Annotated in this window: 24 protein-coding genes; 21 read left to right on the plus strand and 3 right to left on the minus strand. The window is 57.7% G+C overall.

Going from position 1 to position 23,526, the window contains the following annotated elements; translation table 11 throughout:
* Positions 1-67 precede the first annotated feature (67 nt).
* Positions 68-553, plus strand: a complete 486-nt coding sequence (sixA, locus tag UTO39_RS14685; protein ID WP_003861375.1) for a phosphohistidine phosphatase SixA — start codon at positions 68-70, stop codon at positions 551-553.
* Positions 554-599: 46 nt separating this feature from the next.
* On the opposite strand, the gene smrB is transcribed toward sixA, so the two are convergent.
* Positions 600-1,151 (minus strand): endonuclease SmrB, encoded by a 552-nt coding sequence (gene smrB, locus UTO39_RS14690; protein WP_008502613.1) that lies wholly within the window; start codon positions 1,149-1,151, stop codon positions 600-602.
* A gap of 145 nt (positions 1,152-1,296) precedes the next feature.
* On the opposite strand from smrB, the gene prmB reads away from it, so the two are divergent.
* The 6 genes from prmB to UTO39_RS14720 are packed head-to-tail and all read left to right on the plus strand — an operon-like array spanning position 1,297 to position 5,845.
* Complete coding sequence (gene prmB, locus UTO39_RS14695) at positions 1,297-2,229, plus strand: 50S ribosomal protein L3 N(5)-glutamine methyltransferase (RefSeq protein ID WP_061097510.1); 933 nt, start codon at positions 1,297-1,299, stop codon at positions 2,227-2,229.
* Between the two features lie 60 nt (positions 2,230-2,289).
* Positions 2,290-3,375, plus strand: coding sequence for a chorismate synthase (aroC, locus tag UTO39_RS14700; protein WP_116338504.1), 1,086 nt, complete (start codon positions 2,290-2,292; stop codon positions 3,373-3,375).
* A 2-nt stretch (positions 3,376-3,377) separates the two neighbouring features.
* Positions 3,378-4,202 (plus strand): penicillin-insensitive murein endopeptidase, encoded by an 825-nt coding sequence (mepA, locus tag UTO39_RS14705; RefSeq protein WP_266178671.1) that lies wholly within the window; start codon positions 3,378-3,380, stop codon positions 4,200-4,202.
* Complete coding sequence (locus UTO39_RS14710; protein ID WP_061097513.1) at positions 4,202-5,011, plus strand: sulfite exporter TauE/SafE family protein; 810 nt, start codon at positions 4,202-4,204, stop codon at positions 5,009-5,011. Before mepA ends, UTO39_RS14710 begins: the two co-directional genes overlap by 1 nt.
* Positions 5,011-5,556, plus strand: coding sequence for an elongation factor P hydroxylase (locus UTO39_RS14715; protein WP_061097514.1), 546 nt, complete (start codon positions 5,011-5,013; stop codon positions 5,554-5,556). Before UTO39_RS14710 ends, UTO39_RS14715 begins: the two co-directional genes overlap by 1 nt.
* A gap of 13 nt (positions 5,557-5,569) precedes the next feature.
* A complete protein-coding gene (locus tag UTO39_RS14720; RefSeq protein WP_028013966.1) occupies positions 5,570-5,845 on the plus strand; it encodes a YfcL family protein in 276 nt (91 codons plus the stop codon).
* Positions 5,846-5,913: 68 nt separating this feature from the next.
* On the opposite strand, the gene mnmC is transcribed toward UTO39_RS14720, so the two are convergent.
* Entirely contained in the window at positions 5,914-7,911 is a 1,998-nt protein-coding gene (gene mnmC, locus UTO39_RS14725; RefSeq protein ID WP_320727478.1) for a bifunctional tRNA (5-methylaminomethyl-2-thiouridine)(34)-methyltransferase MnmD/FAD-dependent 5-carboxymethylaminomethyl-2-thiouridine(34) oxidoreductase MnmC, read from the minus strand.
* Between the two features lie 158 nt (positions 7,912-8,069).
* Between mnmC and fabB the strand changes: the two genes are divergently transcribed.
* Together fabB and UTO39_RS14735 are read left to right on the plus strand one after the other, a co-directional pair.
* Complete coding sequence (gene fabB / locus UTO39_RS14730) at positions 8,070-9,287, plus strand: beta-ketoacyl-ACP synthase I (RefSeq protein ID WP_014832795.1); 1,218 nt, start codon at positions 8,070-8,072, stop codon at positions 9,285-9,287.
* 68 nt (positions 9,288-9,355) lie between these two features.
* Positions 9,356-10,534 (plus strand): MFS transporter, encoded by a 1,179-nt coding sequence (locus UTO39_RS14735; RefSeq protein WP_320727479.1) that lies wholly within the window; start codon positions 9,356-9,358, stop codon positions 10,532-10,534.
* A 42-nt stretch (positions 10,535-10,576) separates the two neighbouring features.
* Here the strand turns inward: UTO39_RS14735 and flk are convergent, their stop codons facing one another.
* Positions 10,577-11,581: a flagella biosynthesis regulator Flk gene (gene flk, locus UTO39_RS14740; RefSeq protein WP_253542870.1), complete on the minus strand. Its 1,005-nt coding sequence runs from the start codon at positions 11,579-11,581 to the stop codon at positions 10,577-10,579.
* Between the two features lie 113 nt (positions 11,582-11,694).
* Between flk and pdxB the strand changes: the two genes are divergently transcribed.
* From pdxB to hisJ, 12 genes are all read left to right on the plus strand, one after another.
* Positions 11,695-12,831, plus strand: a complete 1,137-nt coding sequence (pdxB, locus tag UTO39_RS14745) for a 4-phosphoerythronate dehydrogenase PdxB (RefSeq protein ID WP_320727480.1) — start codon at positions 11,695-11,697, stop codon at positions 12,829-12,831.
* Between the two features lie 67 nt (positions 12,832-12,898).
* Positions 12,899-13,912: an aspartate-semialdehyde dehydrogenase gene (locus UTO39_RS14750; protein ID WP_266178676.1), complete on the plus strand. Its 1,014-nt coding sequence runs from the start codon at positions 12,899-12,901 to the stop codon at positions 13,910-13,912.
* Positions 13,912-14,724, plus strand: coding sequence for a tRNA pseudouridine(38-40) synthase TruA (truA, locus tag UTO39_RS14755; RefSeq protein WP_320727481.1), 813 nt, complete (start codon positions 13,912-13,914; stop codon positions 14,722-14,724). The genes UTO39_RS14750 and truA overlap by 1 nt, the downstream gene beginning before the upstream one ends.
* Before the next feature lie 28 nt (positions 14,725-14,752).
* Positions 14,753-15,412, plus strand: coding sequence for a DedA family protein (locus UTO39_RS14760; protein ID WP_151412960.1), 660 nt, complete (start codon positions 14,753-14,755; stop codon positions 15,410-15,412).
* Positions 15,413-15,566: 154 nt separating this feature from the next.
* Positions 15,567-16,472, plus strand: a complete 906-nt coding sequence (gene accD, locus UTO39_RS14765) for an acetyl-CoA carboxylase, carboxyltransferase subunit beta (RefSeq protein ID WP_003861408.1) — start codon at positions 15,567-15,569, stop codon at positions 16,470-16,472.
* A gap of 70 nt (positions 16,473-16,542) precedes the next feature.
* The gene (gene folC, locus UTO39_RS14770; RefSeq protein WP_320727482.1) at positions 16,543-17,811 is read left to right on the plus strand and encodes a bifunctional tetrahydrofolate synthase/dihydrofolate synthase; all 1,269 of its coding nucleotides are present in this window, start codon (positions 16,543-16,545) and stop codon (positions 17,809-17,811) included.
* On the plus strand, positions 17,801-18,493 hold the full coding sequence (gene dedD, locus UTO39_RS14775; protein WP_045259684.1) for a cell division protein DedD: 693 nt from the start codon (positions 17,801-17,803) through the stop codon (positions 18,491-18,493). The genes folC and dedD overlap by 11 nt, the downstream gene beginning before the upstream one ends.
* A 252-nt stretch (positions 18,494-18,745) precedes the next feature.
* Positions 18,746-19,234 (plus strand): colicin V production protein, encoded by a 489-nt coding sequence (gene cvpA / locus UTO39_RS14780; protein WP_000262116.1) that lies wholly within the window; start codon positions 18,746-18,748, stop codon positions 19,232-19,234.
* 33 nt (positions 19,235-19,267) lie between these two features.
* Positions 19,268-20,785 carry an amidophosphoribosyltransferase gene (gene purF, locus UTO39_RS14785; protein WP_014884664.1) on the plus strand — a complete coding sequence of 506 codons (1,518 nt, stop codon included), beginning with the start codon at positions 19,268-19,270 and terminating at the stop codon, positions 20,783-20,785.
* Positions 20,786-20,873: 88 nt separating this feature from the next.
* The gene (locus tag UTO39_RS14790) at positions 20,874-21,443 is read left to right on the plus strand and encodes a UbiX family flavin prenyltransferase (RefSeq protein WP_266178679.1); all 570 of its coding nucleotides are present in this window, start codon (positions 20,874-20,876) and stop codon (positions 21,441-21,443) included.
* A gap of 290 nt (positions 21,444-21,733) precedes the next feature.
* Positions 21,734-22,516 carry a lysine/arginine/ornithine ABC transporter substrate-binding protein ArgT gene (gene argT / locus UTO39_RS14795; RefSeq protein WP_061097524.1) on the plus strand — a complete coding sequence of 261 codons (783 nt, stop codon included), beginning with the start codon at positions 21,734-21,736 and terminating at the stop codon, positions 22,514-22,516.
* A 225-nt stretch (positions 22,517-22,741) separates the two neighbouring features.
* Positions 22,742-23,524, plus strand: coding sequence for a histidine ABC transporter substrate-binding protein HisJ (hisJ, locus tag UTO39_RS14800; RefSeq protein WP_028013955.1), 783 nt, complete (start codon positions 22,742-22,744; stop codon positions 23,522-23,524).
* Positions 23,525-23,526: the final 2 nt, after the last annotated feature.

Raw genomic sequence — 23,526 nt, forward strand, 5'->3', positions numbered from 1 at the left:
TTCTACCTCAGAGCATTAATCGCGGGTAGTTAACGCCGGTGATTCTGGTTAACAAAAGCGGTGCAATATGCAAGTTTTTATCATGCGTCACGGCGACGCGGCACTCGATGCCGCCAGTGACTCAGTACGTCCTTTAACCGTCTGTGGCTGTGACGAATCCCGTCAAATGGCGACGTGGCTTAAAGGTCAAAAAGTGGACATTGAACGCGTTCTGGTGAGTCCGTTCCTGCGTGCAGAACAGACGCTGGACGTGGTAGGGGAGTGTATGAACCTGCCATCCAGCGTGGACGTTCTCCCTGAGCTGACGCCATGCGGCGATGTCGGTCTTGTCAGCGCTTACCTTCAGGCGCTGTGCAATGAAGGTGTTGCTTCCGCACTGGTCATTTCCCACCTGCCGCTGGTCGGCTATCTGGTATCTGAGCTGTGCCCGGGCGAAACGCCGCCAATGTTCACCACTTCCGCCATTGCCAACGTCACTCTCGACGAAACCGGCAAAGGGGTCTTCAACTGGCAAATGAGCCCGTGCAACCTGAAGATGGCAAAAGCCATCTGACGTGACGTGTGACAGGGCGGGGTACTACGTATTACCCGCCCTTCTGTCAGGGCAATTCTGGCGGCTGCCACTCCTCAACTTCAATCAACACCAGCAATGCGGCATCTCCGCCGTACTCTTTCGGTGCCTGATGAAACGCCATCACGTGCGGGTGCTGAGCCAGCCACAGCGGCGTCTGTTGCTTCAGAATATGTTTACCGTGGCCGTGCATCACGCAGGCGCAAAAAACGTGTTCGCGGCGACAGGCGGCAATCAACGCCCCCAGCTCCTGTTTCGCCTGCATCTGCGTTAAGCCGTGCAGATCGAGAAACAGCTCCGGCGAATAATCGCCGCGGCGTAATTTCTTCAGTTCAAAATGGCTGACGTCTTCACGCACGTACTTCACAGCCCCTTGCGTATTGAGCAGCGGCTGAAATTCATCTGAAAAATAGTGGCTGTTATCCGCCTGCTCCTGGAGCAGCCGTTTGACCGGAACTTCGCTGATTTTTTTACGCTGCGGGCGGTGGACAATCGTGTCCTGCGCGATTTTACGCGTCCCGGTCATCAGCTGGCGGAAGAGAGCCTGATCCTCCTCGCTGAGCGATGTTTTCTTTTTCATTCGTCATTCTCATCTCGTATTTCCGATAGTGTACCCGACTAAACGCATTTTTTAACCTCAAGCGGTACGCGTCATTGCTGATTTATCGCCGTCTTCATGGCAAACTAGCCGCCGAAAATTATGCGAGCATGCCCTGGAGGAAAGAGTGGATAAAATATTTGTCGATGAAGCAGTAAACGAGCTGCATACCATACAGGACATGTTGCGCTGGTCGGTTAGCCGCTTCAGCGCCGCCAATATCTGGTACGGTCACGGTACCGACAACCCGTGGGACGAGGCCGTTCAACTGGTGCTGCCGTCTCTTTACCTGCCGCTGGACATTCCGGAAGACATGCGCACCGCGCGTCTGACCTCCAGCGAAAAACACCGCATCGTTGAGCGCGTGATCCGTCGCGTAAACGAGCGTATCCCGGTCGCCTATCTGACCAACAAAGCCTGGTTTTGCGGCCACGAGTTTTACGTCGATGAACGCGTGCTGGTACCGCGTTCGCCGATTGGCGAGCTGATCAACAACCACTTTGAAGGCCTGATTAACCATGAGCCGCAGCACATTCTGGATATGTGCACCGGCAGCGGCTGCATCGCGATTGCCTGCGCGTACGCCTTCCCGGACGCGGAAGTGGACGCCGTCGATATCTCCACCGACGCGCTGGCCGTGACCGAACACAACATCGAAGAGCACGGTCTGATCCATCACGTCACGCCAATCCGCTCTGACCTGTTCCGCGACCTGCCGACGCTGCAGTACGATCTGATCGTCACTAACCCGCCGTACGTCGATGCAGAAGACATGTCCGATCTGCCGAACGAATATCGTCACGAGCCGGAACTGGGCCTGGCGTCAGGCTCTGACGGCCTGAAGCTGACCCGCCGCATTCTGGCCTGCGCGCCGGATTACCTGACCGATGACGGCGTTCTGATTTGTGAAGTGGGCAACAGCATGGTACATCTGATAGAGCAGTACCCGGATGTGCCGTTCACCTGGCTTGAGTTCGACAACGGCGGTGACGGCGTCTTTATGCTGACCAAAGCGCAGCTGCTCGACGCGCGCGAACACTTCAGCATCTATAAAGATTAATCCAGCGGGCTTCGGCCCGTTTCACAACGCTCAAACACAAACAACAACATCGGAGCCGTGATGGCAGGAAACAGTATTGGACAGTTATTCCGCGTAACCACCTTTGGCGAGTCGCACGGGCTGGCGCTGGGCTGTATCGTAGATGGCGTACCGCCAGGCATCGAACTGACCGAAGCAGATTTACAGCACGACCTCGACCGCCGTCGTCCGGGCACCTCTCGCTACACCACGCAGCGTCGCGAGCCGGACCAGGTTAAAATTCTCTCCGGCGTCTTTGAAGGCCGCACCACCGGGACCAGCATCGGTTTGCTGATTGAAAACACCGATCAGCGCTCCCAGGACTACGGTGCTATCAAGGACGTGTTCCGTCCGGGCCACGCTGACTATACCTACGAGCAAAAGTACGGCTTTCGCGACTATCGCGGCGGCGGACGCTCTTCCGCGCGTGAAACCGCAATGCGCGTGGCCGCTGGCGCGATTGCCAAAAAGTATCTGCAGCAGAAATTTGGCATCGTTATCCGCGGCTGTCTGACCCAGATGGGCGACATTCCGCTGGCGATCAAAGACTGGGATCAGGTCGAGCAAAACCCGTTCTTCTGCGCCGATGCGGACAAGCTGGAAGCGCTGGACGAGCTGATGCGCGGCCTGAAAAAAGAGGGCGACTCCATTGGGGCGAAAGTTACCGTGGTGGCAGACGGCGTCCCGGCTGGCTGGGGTGAGCCGGTATTTGACCGTCTCGACGCCGATATCGCCCACGCGCTGATGAGCATCAACGCGGTGAAGGGCGTCGAGATTGGCGACGGCTTCGACGTGGTGGCGCTTCGCGGCAGCCAGAACCGCGATGAAATCACGAAAGCGGGCTTCCAGAGCAACCATGCGGGCGGCATCCTCGGCGGTATCAGCAGCGGGCAGCAGATTATTGCCAACATCGCGCTGAAGCCAACCTCAAGCATCACCGTGCCGGGCCACACGATTAACCGCTCAGGCGAAGAAGTTGAGATGATCACCAAAGGTCGTCACGATCCGTGTGTGGGGATCCGCGCGGTGCCGATCGCAGAAGCGATGCTGGCGATCGTGCTGATGGATCACTTCCTGCGCCAGCGCGCGCAGAATGCGGACGTGACGACCACCATTCCACGCTGGTAAACATGAAAAAAACCGCAATTGCTCTGCTGGCGCTGCTGGCCAGTGGAGCCAGTCTGGCCGCCACGCCGTGGCAAAAAATCACCCATCCGGTGGCGGGAAGCGCGCAGTCCATCGGCGCCTTCTCTAACGGCTGTATTGTGGGCGCGCAGGAGCTGCCGCTGCAATCGGATACGTACCAGGTGATGCGTACCGACCAGCGTCGTTACTTCGGCCACCCTGACCTGGTGCTGTTCATTCAGCGACTGGGAAACCAGGTGCATAACCTGGGGCTGGGGACGATGCTGATTGGCGATATGGGGATGCCTGCCGGTGGCCGCTTCAACGGCGGGCACGCCAGCCACCAGACCGGACTGGATGTCGATATCTTCCTGCAGCTGCCGAAAACGCGCTGGACGTCTGCGCAGCTGCTGAAACCGCAGGCGCTGGATCTGGTCTCGGGCGACGGCAAACGGGTCGTTGCCTCCCGTTGGTCACCGGAGATTTTCAGCATGATCAAGCTGGCGGCAGAAGATAACGACGTCACGCGGATTTTCGTCAACCCTGCCATCAAGCAGCAGCTCTGTCTGGATGCGGGAACCGATCGCGACTGGCTGCGCAAAGTGCGCCCGTGGTTCCAGCATCGTGCGCATATGCACGTTCGTCTGCGCTGCCCGGCGAACAGCCTGGAATGTGAAGATCAGCCGTTACCTCCGCCAGGCGATGGCTGTGGTTACGAACTGCAAAGCTGGTTTGAGCCGGCAAAACCTGGAACCTCTAAGCCTGAGAAGAAGACACCGCCTCCGTTGCCGCCTTCCTGCCAGGCGCTACTGGATGAGCATGTACTTTAATGGATAATTTCGTCGATCTGTTTATGGTGTCACCGCTGCTGCTGGTGGTGCTGTTCTTTGTGGCCATGCTGGCCGGTTTTATCGATGCGCTCGCGGGCGGCGGCGGGCTATTGACCGTGCCCGCGCTGCTGGCGGCAGGCATGAGCCCGGCGCAGGCGCTTGCCACCAACAAGCTTCAGGCCTGCGGCGGCTCGCTCTCCGCGTCGCTCTATTTTATCCGCCGTAAGGTGGTGAGCCTGGCCGATCAGAAGCTCAATATCCTGATGACCTTTATCGGCTCCACGTCGGGCGCGCTGCTGGTGCAGCACGTGCAGTCCGATATTTTGCGCCAGATCCTGCCGATTCTGGTTATCTGCATTGGCCTGTATTTTTTACTGATGCCGAAGCTCGGTGAGGAAGACCGCCAGCGTCGTCTGCACGGCCTGCCGTTTGCGCTGATTGCCGGTGGCTGCGTCGGTTTTTACGACGGTTTCTTCGGCCCGGGCGCAGGCTCGTTTTACGCGCTGGCGTTCGTAACGCTGGCCGGGTTTAACCTCGCCAAATCCACCGCCCACGCCAAAGTGCTGAATGCGACCTCGAACCTCGGCGGCCTGCTGCTGTTTATCATTGGCGGCAAGGTTATCTGGGCAACCGGTTTTGTGATGATGGCAGGGCAGTTTTTGGGCGCGCGTGCGGGCTCGCGTCTGGTATTAAGCAAAGGACAAAAGCTGATCCGCCCGATGATTGTTATCGTCTCGGCGGTGATGAGCGCCAAACTTCTTTATGACAGCCATGGACAGGAGATCCTCACCTGGTTGGGGATGAACTAATGAACAGTACGCATAAATACGAACAGCTGATTGAAATCTTTGACGGCTGTTTTGCTGATGATTTTAATACCCGTCTGATTAAAGGCGACGACGAACCGATCTATCTTCCTGCTGATGCAGAGGTTCCGTATAACCGCATCGTCTTTGCCCACGGCTTTTACGCCAGCGGTTTGCACGAAATTTCGCACTGGTGCATTGCGGGGAAAGCACGGCGCGAGCTGGTGGACTTCGGTTACTGGTACTGTCCGGACGGGCGTGACGCCGCCACGCAGGGCCAGTTTGAAGACGTGGAAGTGAAGCCGCAGGCGCTGGAATGGCTGTTCTGCGTGGCGGCGGGTTTCCCGTTCAACGTGAGCTGTGACAACCTTGAAGGCGACTTCGAGCCAGACCGTATCGTCTTCCAGCGCCGCGTTCATGCGCAGGTGATGGAGTATCTTGAGAAAGGCATCCCGGAACGTCCGGCGCGCCTGATCGGGGCTTTACAGAATTATTACCACACGCCGGAGATCACGGCGGAATGCTTCCCTTGGCCGGAAGATCTTTAACAGAGGAAAGAAGATGATCGCAGAATTTGAATCACGCATTCTGGCGTTAATTGATGACATGGTGGAACACGCCAGTGATGATGAGCTGTTCGCCAGCGGTTATCTGCGTGGTCACCTGACGCTGGCGGTAGCCGAGCTGGAAGCAGGAGACGATCACTCTGCCGACGCCGTTCACGCTGAAGTCACTCGCAGCCTGGAAAAAGCCATTCTGGCCGGGGAGCTCTCTCCGCGCGACCAGTCTTTAGTGCTGGGCATGTGGGACAATTTGTTCCAGCAGGCTAAACGCTAAGCTGCCTTCTCTTCCCTCTCCCCTTTGGGGAGAGGGTCAGGGTGAGGGTGAGGGGATTCGACCGCACCCTACTTAACCCTTTTCCCCTTCAGCAGTTTCCGTACCCACAGTCGATTCGGGTTCAGCCCCGCAAGCGTGGTTCTGTCCAGCGGAACGGGCTCGTTGCTCATTTGCGCGGCTAACGTTTCAGCCAGCAGCGGCGCGGAGCACAATCCTCGCGATCCTAATCCGCCCAGCATGAACAGTTCCGGATAAACGGGAGCACTCACCGCCGCATCCCGGTTTTCTGCCAGATCCTGATAGGCCTCAAGCGTTACCTCATAGTCCGGCACGTTTCCCGCCATCGGCAGATGATCGCGGGTCGCACAGCGTACGCCGCAGCGCGCTTCGCCCTCGCTGACGTCAACCTCTTTCGCCCACGCCGCATTCGGGAAACAGTCAATAAGGCGCTGGCGGTTTTGCTGCTGATCCGCTTCGCTGTAGCGCATATCCGCTTCGCCACGATGGTAGCTGGCGCCGATGCAGTGATGAGCATTAGACGGATTTTGCGGCGTCAGATAGCCGTCATAGCACAGCACCTGATGCAGCTTGCTCAGTTCGGGTGCGGTCGGGATATGGCTTACCTGGCCGCCGACCGGATAAACCGGCAACGTCTCTGTCTGGATAAACTGGCTGATGTTGTGCCCGTTTGCCAGCACAACGCTGGCATGCTGCGCCGCTTTGCCATCAGCAAAACGCAGAGTCCACCGTTCTGACCGGCTGAGCGATTCAACTTTATGGGCATAATGCACGGTCAGACCGCGTGACTGCGCCATGCTAATCGCCGCCGCGGTCAGTTCAGCCGGGCACAGCCAGCCGCCGAGCGGATACTGAATGCCGCCACAGCCGGTTTCCACGCCAGCGGCGTCTGCCACCTCCTGCGCGCTGACCGCGCGGGCAATCTCCTCCGGCAGACCCAGCGACAGCATCTGCGCGATTTTTTGCTGGCTCTTTTCATCCCAGCCGAGCTGCGTCACGCCGCACCAGTCGTGGTCGAATGCCACCGGCAGCGCGTCGTACAGGCGACGGGCGAAGGTAAAGGCCGCGGGGAAAAACTGGAACAGGGCCGGATCGTGCGCGCTTAAAAGCGGGTAAAGCGCGCCCTGGCGGTTGCCGGACGCGCCGCTGGCCGGCGCCTCGTCAGCGCAGTAGAGCGTCACCTGCCAGCCCCGGTGCAGCAGCGCGAGAGAGAGCAGGGCGCTGGCGATCCCTCCGCCAACAATCGCCACTTCGCGCGATGCGCTGGCGCTGCGCGCAAACCAGGGAGCCCGAGCGGGAATGTCCAGCGTCCGATCCATCGTGCCGACCAGCATGTCGCGCTTGCGGCCAAAGCCTTTAGTCTTCTGCATGGTGAAGCCCGCGTCCTGCAGGCCGCGGCGAACAAAGCCGGCTGAGGTAAAGGTGGCGAGCGTTGCGCCGGGACGCGCCAGCCGCGCCATCGCGCTAAACAGATGCGGGCTCCACATATCCGGGTTCTTGGCGGGCGCAAAGCCGTCCAGGAACCACGCGTCCACCGTCTGGTTCATCGAGTCGTCGAGCGTATCGGTCAGATCGTTAATGTCGCCCAGCCATAAATCCAGCGTCACCCGTCCGCCGTCCATAATCAGACGGTGACAGCCGCCGATATGCGGCGGCCACTGCGCCTGAAGCTGCTCCGCCCAGACTGCAAGCTCCGGCCAGCGCTGGTGGGCGAGCCGCAGATCGTGCGCGGTGAGCGGGAATTTTTCGAAACTGATGAAATGTAATCTTTGTAGCGTAGCCTCAGGGTGCGCAGCGTGAAACTGGTCAAACGCCTGCCAGAGGGTTAAAAAATTCAGCCCGGTGCCGAATCCGCTTTCCGCGACCACAAACAGGCTCCGCGGGTGCGTCGGGAAGCGGGCGCTGAGCTGGTTTCCGTCGAGGAAAACATAGCGGGTTTCTTCGAGTCCGTTATCATTAGAAAAATAGACGTCATCAAAATCTCGGGAAACAGGTGTACCCTCAGCGTTAAATTCGAGGTTGGCGGGTTGTATAGCGTTTTGTTTCACGTAAGTTACTCGTCTGACAGGCAGTGGCACGATCTTAACGATGTGAGTCCATCGGTGCAAATTTCCGCAGAAAATGTCTGATCGGACTTGTTCGGCGTACAAGTGTACGCTATTGTGCGACTCGAAACTTTTTATAGTGCGACTTACAGAGGTATTGAATGAAACGTGCAGTGATTACTGGCCTGGGCATTGTTTCCAGCATCGGTAATAACCAGCAGGAAGTCCTGGCATCTCTGCGTGAAGGACGCTCCGGGATCACTTTCTCTGAAGAGTTTAAAGATTCAGGTATGCGTAGCCACGTATGGGGTAACGTCAAACTGGACACCACCGGTTTGATTGACCGTAAAGTGGTTCGTTTCATGAACGATGCCTCTATTTATGCTTATCTCTCCATGCAGGAAGCGATCAAAGATTCTGGCCTGAGTGAAGAGGTTTATCAGAACAACCCGCGCGTGGGCCTGATTGCCGGTTCCGGCGGCTCGTCAAAAGCGCAGGTATTCGGTGCTGACGCAATGCGCAGCCCGCGTGGTCTGAAAGCGGTAGGTCCGTACGTGGTCACCAAAGCCATGGGTTCTGCGGTTTCCGCATGCCTGGCGACCCCGTTCAAAATCCACGGCGTGAACTACTCCATTAGCTCCGCGTGTGCAACTTCCGCACACTGCATCGGCAACGCGGTTGAGCAGATCCAGCTGGGCAAACAGGACATCGTATTTGCTGGCGGCGGCGAAGAGCTGGGCTGGGAAATGGCCTGTGAGTTCGACGCGATGGGCGCACTGTCCACCAAGTACAACGAAACTCCAGACAAAGCCTCCCGTACCTATGACGCGCACCGTGACGGTTTCGTCATCGCGGGCGGCGGCGGTATGGTTGTGGTAGAAGAGCTGGAGCACGCGCTGGCGCGCGGCGCGCACATTTACGCTGAGATCGTGGGCTACGGCGCGACGTCCGACGGCGCCGACATGGTTGCACCGTCCGGCGAAGGCGCGGTGCGCTGCATGAAGATGGCGATGCACGGCGTTGATACCCCAATCGACTACCTGAACTCCCACGGTACCTCTACTCCGGTAGGCGACGTGAAAGAGCTGGGCGCGATCCGTGAAGTGTTCGGCGACAACAGCCCGGCAATCTCTGCAACCAAAGCCATGACCGGCCACTCTCTGGGCGCGGCGGGCGTGCAGGAAGCGATTTACTCACTGCTGATGCTGGAAAACGGCTTTATCGCCCCAAGCATCAACATCGAAGAGATGGACGAGCAGGCGGCTGGCCTGAACATCGTGACCAAACCAACGGAAGCGACGCTGACCACCGTCATGTCCAACAGCTTCGGCTTCGGCGGCACCAACGCCACGCTGGTTATGCGCAAGCTGAAAGCATAAGCGTTTGAATGTATAATAGAAGGGAGCCGGAAGGCTCCCTTTTTTTATGCCTGAACACGGAGTTATGCATGAAGGCTGTTACCCCCGAGAAGGGCACTCCTTCCGGGAACCTTTCTCTTTTCCGCATCGCCTTTGCGGTATTCCTGACCTACATGACCGTTGGCCTGCCGCTGCCGGTGATCCCGCTGTTCGTTCATCAGGAACTCGGCTATGGCAACACCATGGTCGGCATTGCCGTGGGCATTCAGTTTTTAGCCACGGTGTTAACCCGCGGCTACGCCGGACGGCTGGCGGATCAGCACGGTGCAAAACGCTCGGCCTTACAGGGCATGTTTGCCTGCGGGCTGGCGGGCGGCGCGTGGCTGCTGGCCGCTCTCCTGCCGGTCGACGCCGCGTATAAATTTGCGCTGCTGGTGGTGGGCCGTTTAATCCTTGGCTTCGGTGAAAGCCAGCTGCTGACCGGCACCCTGACCTGGGGGATGGGGCTGGTGGGGCCTGCGCGCTCCGGCAAAGTCATGTCCTGGAACGGGATGGCCATTTATGGCGCACTGGCCGCAGGCGCGCCGCTGGGTTTGCTGATCCACAGCCAGTTTGGATTTGCGGCGCTGGCGGGTACCACCATGGTGCTGCCGCTGCTGGCGTGGGCGTTTAACGGTTCAGTGCGTAAAGTGCCCGCGCACAAAGGCGATCGTCCTTCGCTGTGGAGCGTGGTGGGGCAAATCTGGCAGCCGGGGCTCGGGCTGGCGCTTCAGGGCGTGGGGTTTGCGGTGATTGGCACCTTCGTCTCCCTCTATTTCATGAGCCGCGGCTGGGCGATGGCGGGCTTTACGCTGACGGCCTTTGGCGGCGCGTTTGTCCTGATGCGTGTCCTGTTCGGCTGGATGCCGGATCGCTTTGGCGGCGTGAAGGTGGCGGTGGCGTCGCTGGTGATCGAAACCATTGGGCTGGTGCTGCTCTGGCAGGCGCCGGTCGCCTCCGTGGCGCTGCTTGGCGCCGCGCTCACCGGCTGCGGGTGTTCGCTGATCTTCCCGGCGCTGGGCGTTGAGGTGGTGAAGCGCGTGGCGCCGCAGGTGCGCGGTACGGCGCTGGGCGGCTATGCGGCATTTCAGGATATCTCATACGGGGTAACCGGGCCGCTGGCGGGGCTGTTGGCCACCTCGTTTGGCTACCCGTCCGTCTTCCTGGCCGGCGCGGTTTCCGCGGTGGTGGGGATCGTGGTGACGCTGGTGGCGTTTCGCAGGACTTGAGCCGTTGTAGGCCCGGTAAGCGGAGCGCCACCGGGCAAAACGTCAGGCAACCAGCCAGAAAATCGCCAGTGCAATCAGTAGCGCAATAAACATCAATCCCGGACGGGCAGAGAGCGTTCTGAACGTCTCTACAACGGGCGCAAACAGCGGGCTGTATATCGGCTGAACGTTTCTTACCTCCGGCACGCCGCCTTCTCGCTCGGCGCGGCGAACGAAGATCTGATTGAGAAGATCCTGCACCTGCGCGGTGGTCAGCACCGTTTGCGGCGTGGCCTGCCAGTTCTGCTGGGCGTAATCCCGAATCACCTCGAACTCGTGCGGCTCCAGCGGCTGTTTAAGCGCCGCCTGAACGGTATGCAGGGTAGGGGCGCTCTGGGTGCTGAGCGTCTGGCGCGCCTGCAGCCAGGTCACCAGATGGGTAAACTGTTTGGCCGGAATCAGCTCTCCCGCCTTCACGCCGGACAGTTCGAGCATGGATTGCCAGATAAGCTTTGTCGACTCGCCGGTGGCGGCGGCCAGTTTGGTCACCATCTGGTTCAGCGTGTTGTGCTCGGCAGGCTGCAGCGGGCGCTCGGTTGACGGGCGTACCTGAGGCTGAGGAATAGATAACTGATTGTTCTGCAACAGCGTCAGCACGGTTTTAAGCTGGTCTGGCGTCAGCTGGCTCAGGGCGGTCTGGCCATACTGCTGACGGATAAAGTCACTGACTGCCTGACGGTTATTTCCCTGGCCCAGCAGCTCGGTCAGCTGCGTGACAATCTGGCGCGTGGTGTGGTTCTGCTGCGCGGTTGTAATACGCTGGTTGAGATTTTGCTCGGCGGCAGGGAAATGGCGCGACTGCAGCGGTGCGTCGTTCCTCACGCCTAAATCATGCTTTACCCCGGCCCAGACTTCCGCGTTTTGCTGCGAAGTCAGCGCTATCAGGCGCGTGATCAGTCGCTCCAGCACGGTGCGCTGTTGCGTGGATAGCGGCTGTTCACCGGCAACGTTTGGCGTGACGGGGCCTTCACCCGGAGGGCGTGGCGGCGTACCTGAAATGGGCTGCATCGTCAAAAATCCTTAAAGTCAAAACTCAGCGTAAACCCGGCATACGTATATGCCTGGCGGCCAGATTATGGCACACTTGGCAGGTTTTCTTCCTCTCAAACAGGTACTCAGACGTGAAAATCCTCGTTGATGAAAATATGCCTTACGCCCGCGAGCTGTTTAGCCGCCTCGGCGACGTTAAGGCTGTCCCTGGTCGTCCGATCCCGGTTAACGAGCTGGATGACGCAGACGCGCTGATGGTGCGCTCGGTGACCAAAGTAAATGAGGCGTTGCTTGCCGGTAAAGCGATTAAGTTTGTCGGAACCGCAACGGCAGGGACCGATCATGTGGATGATCAGTGGCTGAAGCAGGCCGGAATCGGTTTTTCCGCCGCGCCGGGCTGTAACGCCATTGCCGTCGTGGAATACGTTTTCTCCTCGCTGCTGATGCTGGCCGAGCGCGACGGTTTTGCGCTAAAAGACCGCACCGTGGGGATTGTCGGCGTGGGTAACGTTGGCGGGCGCCTGCAAAAGCGCCTTGAAGCGTTAGGGATCCGCACGCTGCTGTGCGATCCGCCGCGCAAAGATAACGGTGAAGACGGGGATTTCCGCGCGCTGGATGAGCTGGTTGAACAGTGCGATGTGCTGACGTTCCACACGCCGCTGTTTAAAGAGGGGCCGTATAAGTCCCTGCATCTGGCGGACGAGGCGCTGATTCGCCGTCTGAAGGCTGGCACTATTCTGATAAATGCCTGCCGTGGCCCGGTGGTGGATAATGCCGCGATGCTGAAATGTCTGAATGAAGGGCAGGACCTCAGCGTGGTGCTGGACGTCTGGGAGCCGGAGCCGGATCTCAACGTTGAGCTGCTGAACAAGGTTGACGTTGCTACCGCGCATATCGCGGGCTATACGCTTGAAGGTAAAGCGCGCGGCACGACGCAGGTGTTTGAAGCCTACAGCGCCTTTATCGGCCATCCGCAGCAGGTGGCGCTGGATACTTTACTCCCCGCGCCTGAATTTGGCCGCATTACCCTGCATGGCCCGCTCGATCAGGCAACGCTGAAAAGGCTGGTGCATTTGGTGTATGATGTGCGCCGCGACGATGCGCTGCTGCGTAAGGTGGCGGGGATCCCGGGTGAGTTTGACAAGCTGCGTAAGAATTACGTTGAGCGCCGCGAGTGGTCTTCCCTGTATGTGATGTGCGACGACGCAGCGGCTGCGACGTTGCTCAAAAAACTGGGTTTTAACGCCGTTCATCACCCGGCGCATTAATGTCTTCATAATGCTCCCTGTCGGATACGCCGACAGGGACGCTTTTTTATTTCTGGAGTAAACCACCATGTCTGAAGGCTGGAACATTGCCATTTTAGGTGCCACGGGTGCCGTGGGCGAAGCCCTGCTCGAAACTCTTGCCGAGCGTCAGTTCCCGGTGGGCGATATCTATGCGCTGGCGCGCACCGACAGCGCGGGCGAGCATCTGCGTTTTGGCGGGAAATCCGTGATGGTTCAGGATGCGGCCGCGTTTGACTGGACCCAGGCGCAGCTGGCGTTTTTCGCCGCGGGCGCTGAAGCCACGGCGTCTTACGTTGAAGAGGCGACCAATTCGGGCTGTCTGGTGATCGACCTGAGCGGCCTGTTCTCCCTGGAGCCGGACGTGCCGCTGGTGGTACCGGACGTCAACCCGTTTGTGCTGGCGGACTACCGCAACCGTAACGTCATCGCGGTACCGAACAGCCTGACCAGCCAGCTGCTGACCGCGCTGAAGCCGCTGATCGACGACGGCGGCCTGTCGCGCATTACCGTCACCAGCCTGCTGTCCGCGTCGGCGAACGGTAAAAAGGCCGTTGACGCGCTGGCCGGGCAGAGTGCGAAGCTGCTGAACGGCATCCCGATTGACGAAGATGATTTCTTTGGCCGCCAGCTGGCGTTCAACATGCTGCCGCTGCTGCCGGATCGTGAAGGTTCCGTGCGCGAAGAGCGCCGTCTCGTCGACGAAGCGCGCAAGATTCTGCAGGACGAGGGGCTGATGATTTCCGCCAGCGTCGTGCAGTCCCCGGTCTTCTACGGCCACGCGCAGATGGTCGGTTTTGAAGCGCTGCGCCCGCTGGCGGCAGAAGAAGCGCGCGATGCGTTTGGCCGCGGTGAAGATATTGTCCTTTCCGAAGAGAGCGAGTTCCCGACCCAGGTGGGCGACGCCACCGGCAGCGCGCATCTCTCCGTTGGCTGCGTGCGTAACGACTACGGTATGCCGGAGCAGGTTCAGTTCTGGTCCGTTGCTGATAACGTCCGCTTTGGCGGCGCGCTGATGGCGGTCAAGATTGCCGAGAAGCTGGTGCAGGAGTATCTGTACTGATGTCAGAAGTGGAACAAAAGCCAGTTCATAAAATTGCCCTCGGTATTGAGTACGATGGCAGTAAATATTATGGCTGGCAGCGTCAGAATGAGGTGCGCAGCGTCCAGGAAAAGCTAGAGAAAGCGCTCTCTCAGGTGGCAAACGAGCCGATTAACGTCCTGTGCGCGGGACGTACGGACGCGGGTGTTCACGGCACGGGGCAGGTGGTTCACTTTGAAACCACCGCCGTGCGTAAGGATGCCGCCTGGACGCTGGGTGTAAATGCGAATTTACCTGGTGACATCGCGGTGCGTTGGGTGAAAGCTGTGCCGGATGATTTTCACGCGCGCTTCAGCGCGACGGCGCGTCGCTATCGCTATGTCATCTACAACCAGCGTCTGCGCCCGGCGGTATTAAGCCAGGGCGTGACGCATTTTTATGAACCGCTCGATGCAGAACGCATGCATCGCGCGGCGCAGTGTCTGATTGGTGAAAATGACTTTACGTCGTTTCGTGCGGTGCAGTGTCAGTCCCGTACGCCGTGGCGTAACGTCATGCACATTAACGTCAGTCGTTTTGGCGCGTATGTGGTGGTGGATATCAAAGCCAATGCCTTTGTACATCATATGGTGCGGAATATTGTAGGCAGCCTGATGGAAGTGGGCGCCGGACACCAGCCGGAGAGCTGGATTGCAGAACTGCTGGCAGCGAAGGACAGAACGCTTGCGGCAGCAACGGCGAAAGCGGAAGGGCTTTATCTGGTCTCGGTAGACTATCCGGATCGGTTTGGCCTGCCAAAACCGCCAATGGGCCCGCTGTTTTTAGCGGACTAAACAAAGGTGCAATTAAGGCTTAGACAATATGGACGTAATACGTTTTCTGATTGATTTCATTCTGCATATTGATGTTCACCTGGCGGAGCTGGTCGCGCAGTACGGCGTCTGGGTTTACGCCATTCTGTTCCTGATTCTGTTCTGTGAAACCGGTCTGGTCGTTACCCCGTTCCTGCCGGGAGACTCGCTGCTGTTCGTGGCCGGTGCGTTATCTGCCCTGCCAACCAATGACCTGAATGTCCATCTGATGGTCGTGCTGATGATCGTCGCGGCGATTATCGGTGATGCGGTCAACTACACCATCGGGCGGGTGTTCGGTGAGCGGTTGTTCAGCAATCCGGACTCGAAAATTTTCCGCCGCAGCTATTTAGACAAGACCCATGCCTTCTATGAACGTCATGGCGGAAAAACCATTATCCTTGCGCGTTTTGTGCCTATTGTGCGCACATTTGCACCGTTTGTGGCGGGAATGGGCCATATGTCCTATCGTCATTTTGCGATGTATAACGTGGTTGGGGCCCTGCTGTGGGTACTGCTGTTTACCTATGCAGGCTACCTGTTTGGCGACCTGCCGGTGGTTCAGGAAAACCTTAAGTTACTGATTGTAGCGATTATTGTGCTTTCCGTACTACCTGGCATTATCGAAATTATTCGTCACAAACGTGCGGCGGCAAAGCAAGCGAAGTAAATGCACGCTGGCGGTTCGACCACTTTTTTATCCAAAGTTTCGGGCTGTTATGTTTTAATGTGCAACATTCATGGTCTGTTGGAGGCAAAAATGGCATTATTCGCCTCTTATAGCAAAACTGGCATACGACCAGGTTCAGGCAGAAAGGTTATCAATGAGCTGGATTGAACGAATTAAAAGCAACATTACCCCGACGCGCAAAGCGAGCATTCCTGAAGGGGTATGGACGAAGTGTGATAGCTGCGGCCAGGTTCTGTATCGCGCAGAGCTGGAACGCAATCTTGAGGTGTGTCCGAAGTGTGACCACCACATGCGTATGTCGGCGCGCAACCGCCTGCATAGCCTGCTGGACGAAGGTTCTCTGGTAGAACTGGGCAGCGAGCTTGAGCCAAAAGACGTGCTGAAGTTCCGCGATTCCAAAAAATACAAAGATCGTCTGGCCTCTGCACAGAAAGAGACCGGCGAGAAAGACGCGCTGATCGTCATGAAAGGCACCCTGCACGAGATGCCGGTTGTTGCCGCCGCGTTTGAGTTCTCCTTTATGGGCGGCTCAATGGGCTCCGTGGTGGGCGCGCGCTTTGTGCGTGCCGTTGAGCAGGCGCTGGAAGACAACTGTCCGCTGATCTGCTTCTCTGCCTCCGGCGGCGCACGTATGCAGGAAGCGCTGATGTCCCTGATGCAGATGGCGAAAACCTCTGCGGCGCTGGCGAAAATGCAGGAGCGCGGTCTGCCGTACATCTCCGTGCTGACCGACCCAACCATGGGTGGCGTCTCCGCAAGCTTCGCGATGCTGGGCGACCTGAACATCGCTGAGCCAAAAGCGCTGATCGGCTTTGCCGGTCCTCGCGTCATCGAGCAGACCGTTCGTGAAAAACTGCCGCCGGGCTTCCAGCGCAGTGAGTTCCTCATTGAGAAAGGTGCTATCGATATGATCGTCCGCCGTCCGGAAATGCGCCTGAAACTGGCCAGCATTCTGGCGAAGCTGATGAATCTGCCAGCGCCTAACCCGGATGAGCCGCGCGAAGGCGTGGTGGTACCGGATCAGGAACCCGAGGCCTGATAACTGAAAAGGGCAGGGCCAGATGGCGCTGCCCTTTTGCTTTATAACCTGTTAATGACAACCGGGCATTATGGAAAATAAAAGCATTCCCCAAGCCACGTCGCCCCTGGCCGCGTGGCTTTCTTATCTGGAAAACCTGCACAGTAAAACCATTGATATGGGGCTTGATCGCGTAAGCCAGGTTGCCGCGCGTCTCGACGTGCTGAAACCGGCGCCTTTCGTGTTTACCGTCGCCGGAACCAACGGTAAAGGGACGACCTGCCGCACGCTGGAATCGGTCCTGATGGCGGCGGGTTACAAGGTTGGCGTTTACAGCTCTCCGCATCTGGTGCGCTACACCGAACGGGTTCGCGTGCAGAACAGCGAGCTGGCGGAATCTGCCCACACGGCGTCGTTCGCGGCTATCGAAGCTGCGCGCGGAGAAACCTCATTAACCTATTTCGAATACGGCACCCTGTCGGCGCTGTGGCTTTTTAAGCAGGCGCAGCTGGACGTGGTGATCCTGGAAGTGGGGCTGGGCGGGCGTCTGGATGCCACCAATATGGTGGATGCGGACGTGGCGGTGGTCACCAGCATCGCGCTGGATCATACCGACTGGCTGGGCCCGGATCGTGAAAGCATTGGCCGCGAGAAGGCCGGTATTTTCCGGGCGAATAAGCCCGCCGTGGTCGGCGAGCCGGACATGCCGCATACCATCGCTGATGTAGCAAACGAGAAGGGCGCTCAGCTCCTGCGTCGCGGCGTTGACTGGCACTATGAGGTGCAGGACAACGGCTGGCGCTTCAGCGATGCGCAGGGCGCGCTGGACAAACTGCCGCTGCCGCAGGTACCGCAGCCGAACGCGGCAACAGCGCTGGCGGCACTGCGCGCCAGCGGATTAGCGGTCAGCGAGCAGGCAATCCGTGACGGCATTCAGAATGCGCTGCTGCCGGGTCGTTTCCAGATAGTCAGCGAGTCACCGCGTCTGATCCTGGACGTGGCGCACAACCCGCATGCGGCGGCGTATCTCGCAGGACGTCTCAAATCGTTACCAAAAACCGGGCGCGTGCTGGCGGTTATCGGTATGCTTCATGATAAAGATATCGGCGGGACGCTGGCCTGCATGGAGAGTGTGGTCGATAGCTGGTATTGTGCTCCTCTGGAGGGGCCGCGCGGCGCGACCGCTGAGCAACTGATGGAGCATCTCGGTAAAGGCGCAATCTACAGTAGCGTGGCGCAGGCCTGGCATGCCGCGATGGCGGAGGCTAAACCAGAAGATACCGTGCTGGTGTGTGGCTCTTTCCACACGGTGGCACATGTCATGGAAGTGATGGACGCGGGGAGAACCGGTGGCGAGTAAGTTTCAGAACCGTTTAACAGGAACCATTGTGCTGGTCGCGCTCGGGGTGATTATTCTTCCCGGGCTGCTCGACGGGCAGAAAAAACATTATCAGGACGAGTTTGCAGCCATTCCGCTGGTGCCGAAGCCGGGCGACCGCGATGAGCCGGATATGCTGCCTGCGGCAACGCAGGCGCTGCCTGCGCAGCCGCCTGAAGGGGCGGCGGAAGAAGTCCGCGCGGGCGATGCCGCTGCGCCGTCGCTCGACCCGTCGCGTCTGGCGGCGAATAACAACATCGAGATCGATCCGGTACCGGTAGAGAAGCCTAAGCCTGTTGAGAAACCGAAGCCGGTAGAAAAACCGCAGCCGAAGCCACAGCAACAGCGAGATAAAGCAGCAGAGCAGCTGGCTGCAGCGTCTGAAACCCCACCGCCGGCGAAGCAAGACGCAGCGCCGACCGGCAAAGCCTATGTTGTGCAGCTGGGGGCGCTGAAAAACGCCGATAAAGTCAACGAGGTTGTCGGTAAACTGCGCAGCGCGGGATATCGTGTTTACACTTCACCTTCCACGCCGGTGCAGGGTAAAATTACCCGCATCCTCGTGGGGCCGGAGGCGTCGAAAGACAAGCTGAAAGGGTCGCTGGGCGAGCTGAAGCAGATCTCCGGGCTGAGCGGTGTGGTGATGAGCTACAGCGCGAACTGATAAGTTTTCCCCCTCACCCCGGCCCTCTCCCCAAAGGGGAGAGGGTGAAAGTCGCATCGAGCGCGTTTGTATCATACTGCATCGTACAGTCCCCTCTCCCCTTTGGGGAGAGGGTTAGGGTGAGGGGCGTTGAACATTTTTTCAGCGCCTTTTTTATTTACGCGCGGGAAGGAAATCCCTACGCAAACGTTTTCTTTTTCTGTTAGAATTCGCCCCGAACTGGATGACAGGGCGTTTAATCGTGGGACACATATGGTCTGGATTGATTACGCCATCATTGCGGTGATTGGTTTTTCCTGTCTGGTTAGCCTGATCCGTGGCTTTGTTCGTGAAGCGTTATCGCTGGTAACCTGGGGTTGTGCTTTCTTTGTTGCCAGTCATTACTACACTTACCTGTCTGTCTGGTTCACGGGCTTTGAAGATGAACTGGTCCGAAATGGAATCGCCATCGCGGTGCTGTTTATCGCGACGCTGATTGTCGGCGCTATCGTGAATTACGTGATAGGTCAGCTGGTCGAGAAAACCGGTCTGTCAGGAACGGACAGGGTGCTCGGCATCTGTTTCGGGGCGTTGCGAGGCGTGCTGATTGTGGCCGCGATCCTGTTCTTCCTGGATACCTTCACCGGGTTCTCCAAAAGTGAAGACTGGCAGAAATCGCAGCTCATTCCAGAGTTCAGCTTCATCATCAGATGGTTCTTTGACTATCTGCAAAGCTCGTCGAGTTTTTTGCCCAGGGCATAAACCCTGAGATGTGGCTTAACGAGGAAAAGACGAATGTGCGGTATTGTCGGTATCGCCGGTTTCATGCCGGTAAACCAGTCGATTTATGACGCGTTAACGGTGCTTCAGCACCGTGGGCAGGATGCTGCGGGTATCATCACCATTGATGCAAACAACTGCTTCCGTTTACGTAAGGCCAATGGCCTGGTAAACGATGTGTTTGAAGCCCGCCATATGCAGCGTCTGCAAGGTAATATGGGGATCGGTCACGTTCGTTATCCTACTGCTGGCAGTTCCAGCGCCTCTGAGGCACAGCCTTTCTACGTCAACTCACCGTATGGCATCACGCTTGCCCATAACGGCAACCTGACCAACGCTCATGAGCTGCGTAAGAAGCTGTTCGAAGAGAAACGTCGCCACATTAACACCACCTCTGATTCAGAAATCCTGCTCAATGTGTTCGCCAGCGAGCTGGATAACTTCCGTCACTACCCGCTGGAAGCAGACAATATCTTCGCTGCCATTGCTGCGACCAACCGCCAGATCCGCGGCGCGTACGCCTGCGTGGCGATGATCATCGGTCACGGTATGGTTGCCTTCCGCGATCCAAACGGCATTCGTCCGCTGGTACTGGGCAAGCGCGACCTCGGCGATGGCCGTACCGAATACATGGTTGCCTCTGAGAGCGTGGCGCTGGATACCCTGGGCTTCGAGTTCCTGCGCGACGTTGCGCCGGGCGAAGCGGTGTATATCACAGAGAAGGGCCAGCTGTTTACCCGTCAGTGTGCCGACAACCCGGTCAGCAACCCGTGCCTGTTTGAATACGTCTATTTCGCCCGTCCGGATTCCTTCATCGACAAGATCTCCGTCTACAGCGCGCGCGTGAATATGGGCACGAAGCTCGGCGAGAAGATTGCCCGCGAGTGGGACGATCTCGACATCGACGTGGTTATTCCTATCCCGGAAACCTCCTGCGATATCGCCCTGGAGATCGCCCGCATTCTGGACAAGCCGTACCGTCAGGGCTTCGTGAAGAACCGCTACGTTGGCCGCACCTTTATTATGCCGGGCCAGCATCTGCGCCGTAAGTCCGTGCGCCGTAAGCTGAACGCCAACCGCGCGGAATTCCGCGACAAGAACGTTCTGCTGGTGGATGACTCCATCGTTCGCGGCACCACCTCTGAGCAGATTATCGAGATGGCGCGCGAAGCGGGGGCGAAGAAAGTCTACCTGGCGTCTGCCGCGCCGGAAATTCGCTTCCCGAACGTGTACGGCATTGATATGCCAACCGCCAACGAGCTGATTGCTCACGGCCGTGAAGTGGACGAGATTCGTCAGATCATCGGTGCCGACGGCCTGATTTTCCAGGACCTGAACGATCTCATCGACGCGGTGCGCGCCGAGAACCCGGAAATTCAGCAGTTCGAATGCTCCGTGTTTAACGGCGTCTACGTGACGAAAGACGTTGACCAGCAGTACCTCGACTATCTTGATTCGCTGCGCAATGACGATGCGAAAGCCGTTCAGCTGCAAAACGATCTCGAAAGCTTAGAGATGCACAACGAAGGTTAATCTCTCCGCAGGTGAGGGCGCTCGCCCTCACTTGCAACTCCCCGCAAAATCCTGCACAGTCAGCCCAGAAATCAGCAAGGGCGAAATCATGAAACGACTCATTATAGGCATCAGCGGTGCCAGCGGCGCGATTTACGGCGTACGCCTGCTACAGGTTTTGCGTAACGTGGCAGAAGTGGAAACGCATCTGGTGATGAGCCAGGCGGCGCGGCAAACCCTCTCCCTTGAAACGGATCTCTCCCTGCGCGAAGTCCAGGCGCTGGCGGACGTGGTTCACGATGCGCGCGATATCGCCGCCAGCATCTCCTCAGGCTCGTTTAAAACCGCCGGCATGGTTATCCTACCCTGTTCAATCAAAACGCTCTCCGGGATTGTGAACAGCTATACCGACACGCTGGTCACGCGCGCGGCGGACGTGGTGCTCAAGGAGCGTCGCCCGCTGGTGCTCTGCGTGCGGGAAACGCCGCTGCATCTGGGCCATCTGCGCCTGATGACCCAGGCCGCCGAGCTGGGCGCGGTGATCATGCCGCCGGTACCGGCGTTTTATCACCGACCGCAGTCGCTGGACGATGTGATTAATCAGACCGTCAATCGCGTGCTGGATCAGTTTGACATCGACCTGCCGGAAGATCTCTTTACCCGCTGGCAAGGAGCCTGATTCTGTGCACAAATGCTGTGCATAAAAAGAGACGTTGCCCTGTTTCAGGGCAATTATGCAACGGCGATCATATCCTCGACATTTAATTCGCTTTTTCCCTTTTTCTCTTTCCGGTTCGTTCGGCAGACCTGCTATCTTTCACCATTAAGGCAATATCGCAACGTTTTATTAACATATTTAACGTCGAAGTTTTGACCAGACGGCAATGTGGCATAAGACCTGCAAGAGAAGCCTGCAACACAACACACAACACAATACATAATAAAATCACGGTACTTGAGGGTAAATGTATGAAGAAGACGGTTCTGGCTCTGTCTTTGCTGGTGGGGTTAAGTGCGGCAGCAGGTAGCTACGCAGCGCTTCCACAGACTGTTCGTATCGGTACAGACGCAACCTACGCGCCATTCTCTTCCAAGGATGCGAAAGGCGATTTCGTGGGGTTTGATATCGATCTGGGAAATGAAATGTGCAAACGTATGGAAGTGAAATGCACATGGGTGGGCAGCGACTTCGACGCGTTAATCCCGTCGCTGAAAGCCAAGAAAATCGACGCCATTATCTCTTCTCTCTCCATCACCGAAAAGCGTCAGCAGGAGATTGCCTTCTCTGACAAGCTCTACGCTGCGGATTCGCGTCTGATTGCCGCGAAAGGCTCCCCGATCCAGCCGACTATCGACTCGCTGAAAGGCAAGCATGTGGGCGTGCTCCAGGGCTCGACCCAGGAAGGTTACGCGAATGCCAACTGGCGCGAGAAGGGCGTCGACGTGGTGGCTTACCAAAACCAGGATCTGATCTACTCTGACCTGGCGGCAGGCCGTCTGGACGCCGCGTTCCAGGATGAAGTCGCCGCGAGCGAAGGCTTCCTGAAGCAGCCGGCCGGTAAAGATTACGCCTTTGCGGGCCCGTCCGTAAAAGACAAAAAATACTTTGGTGACGGTACCGGCATCGGCCTGCGCAAGGACGATAAAGAGCTGAAAGCCGCCTTTGACAAAGCGTTTGCCGAGCTGCGCAAAGACGGTACCTACGACAAACTGGCGAAGAAATACTTCGACTTCAACGTCTACGGTGACTAACGCATAACGGCGATGCACCAATATGGTGCTCCTGGGATGCGAATGATTCAATATGGTGCAGTTTGTGCACCATATTGGGTCGCTATGTGCATACTTAAGCATTTATAATGCAAAAAATCCCGCCTGAAAGGCATTATTCTTTGCCTGACAGCGGGGATTAATGGCACATTAACCCCACCCCGTCGTCGTAAAAAACCGTATGTAGACAGTTTGTTGAGGACAAATATGAAAAAACTCGTGTTGTCACTATCCCTCGTGCTGGCCTTTTCCAGCGCCACCGCGGCATTCGCAGCCATTCCGCAGAAAATCCGTATTGGTACCGATCCAACCTATGCGCCGTTTGAATCGAAGAATTCTAAGGGTGAACTGGTAGGTTTTGACATCGATCTGGCTAATGAGCTGTGCAAACGCATCAAAGCGCAGTGTACTTATGTGGAGAACCCGCTGGATGCGCTGATCCCATCCCTGAAAGCTAAAAAAATCGACGTGATTATGTCCTCGCTTTCCATTACCGAGAAACGTCAGCAGGAGATTGCCTTCACCGACAAGCTCTATGCGGCCGATTCACGTCTGGTAGTGGCGAAGTCTTCTGATATTCAACCGACCCTCGAGTCGCTGAAGGGGAAACGCGTGGGCGTGCTGCAGGGCACCACGCAGGAAACCTACGGTAACGAACACTGGGCGCCGAAGGGGATCGAAATCGTCTCCTATCAGGGCCAGGAAAATATTTACGCAGACCTGACGGCAGGCCGTATTGATGCGGCATTCCAGGATGAAGTCGCGGCAAGCGAAGGCTTCCTGAAAACGCCGGTGGGTAAAGATTACAAGTTCGGCGGTCCGTCCATTAAGGACGAGAAGCTCTTTGGCGTGGGCACCGGTATGGGCCTGCGTAAAGAAGACAACGAACTGCGTGAGGCGCTGAACAAAGCGTTTGCTGAAATGCGCGCTGATGGTACCTACGACAAGCTGGCGAAAAAGTACTTCGATTTCAACGTGTACGGCGGCTAATC

Source organism: Enterobacter sp. 118C5, from assembly GCF_034107645.1.
In the GTDB taxonomy this organism is placed as follows: Bacteria; Pseudomonadota; Gammaproteobacteria; order Enterobacterales; family Enterobacteriaceae; genus Enterobacter; species Enterobacter nematophilus.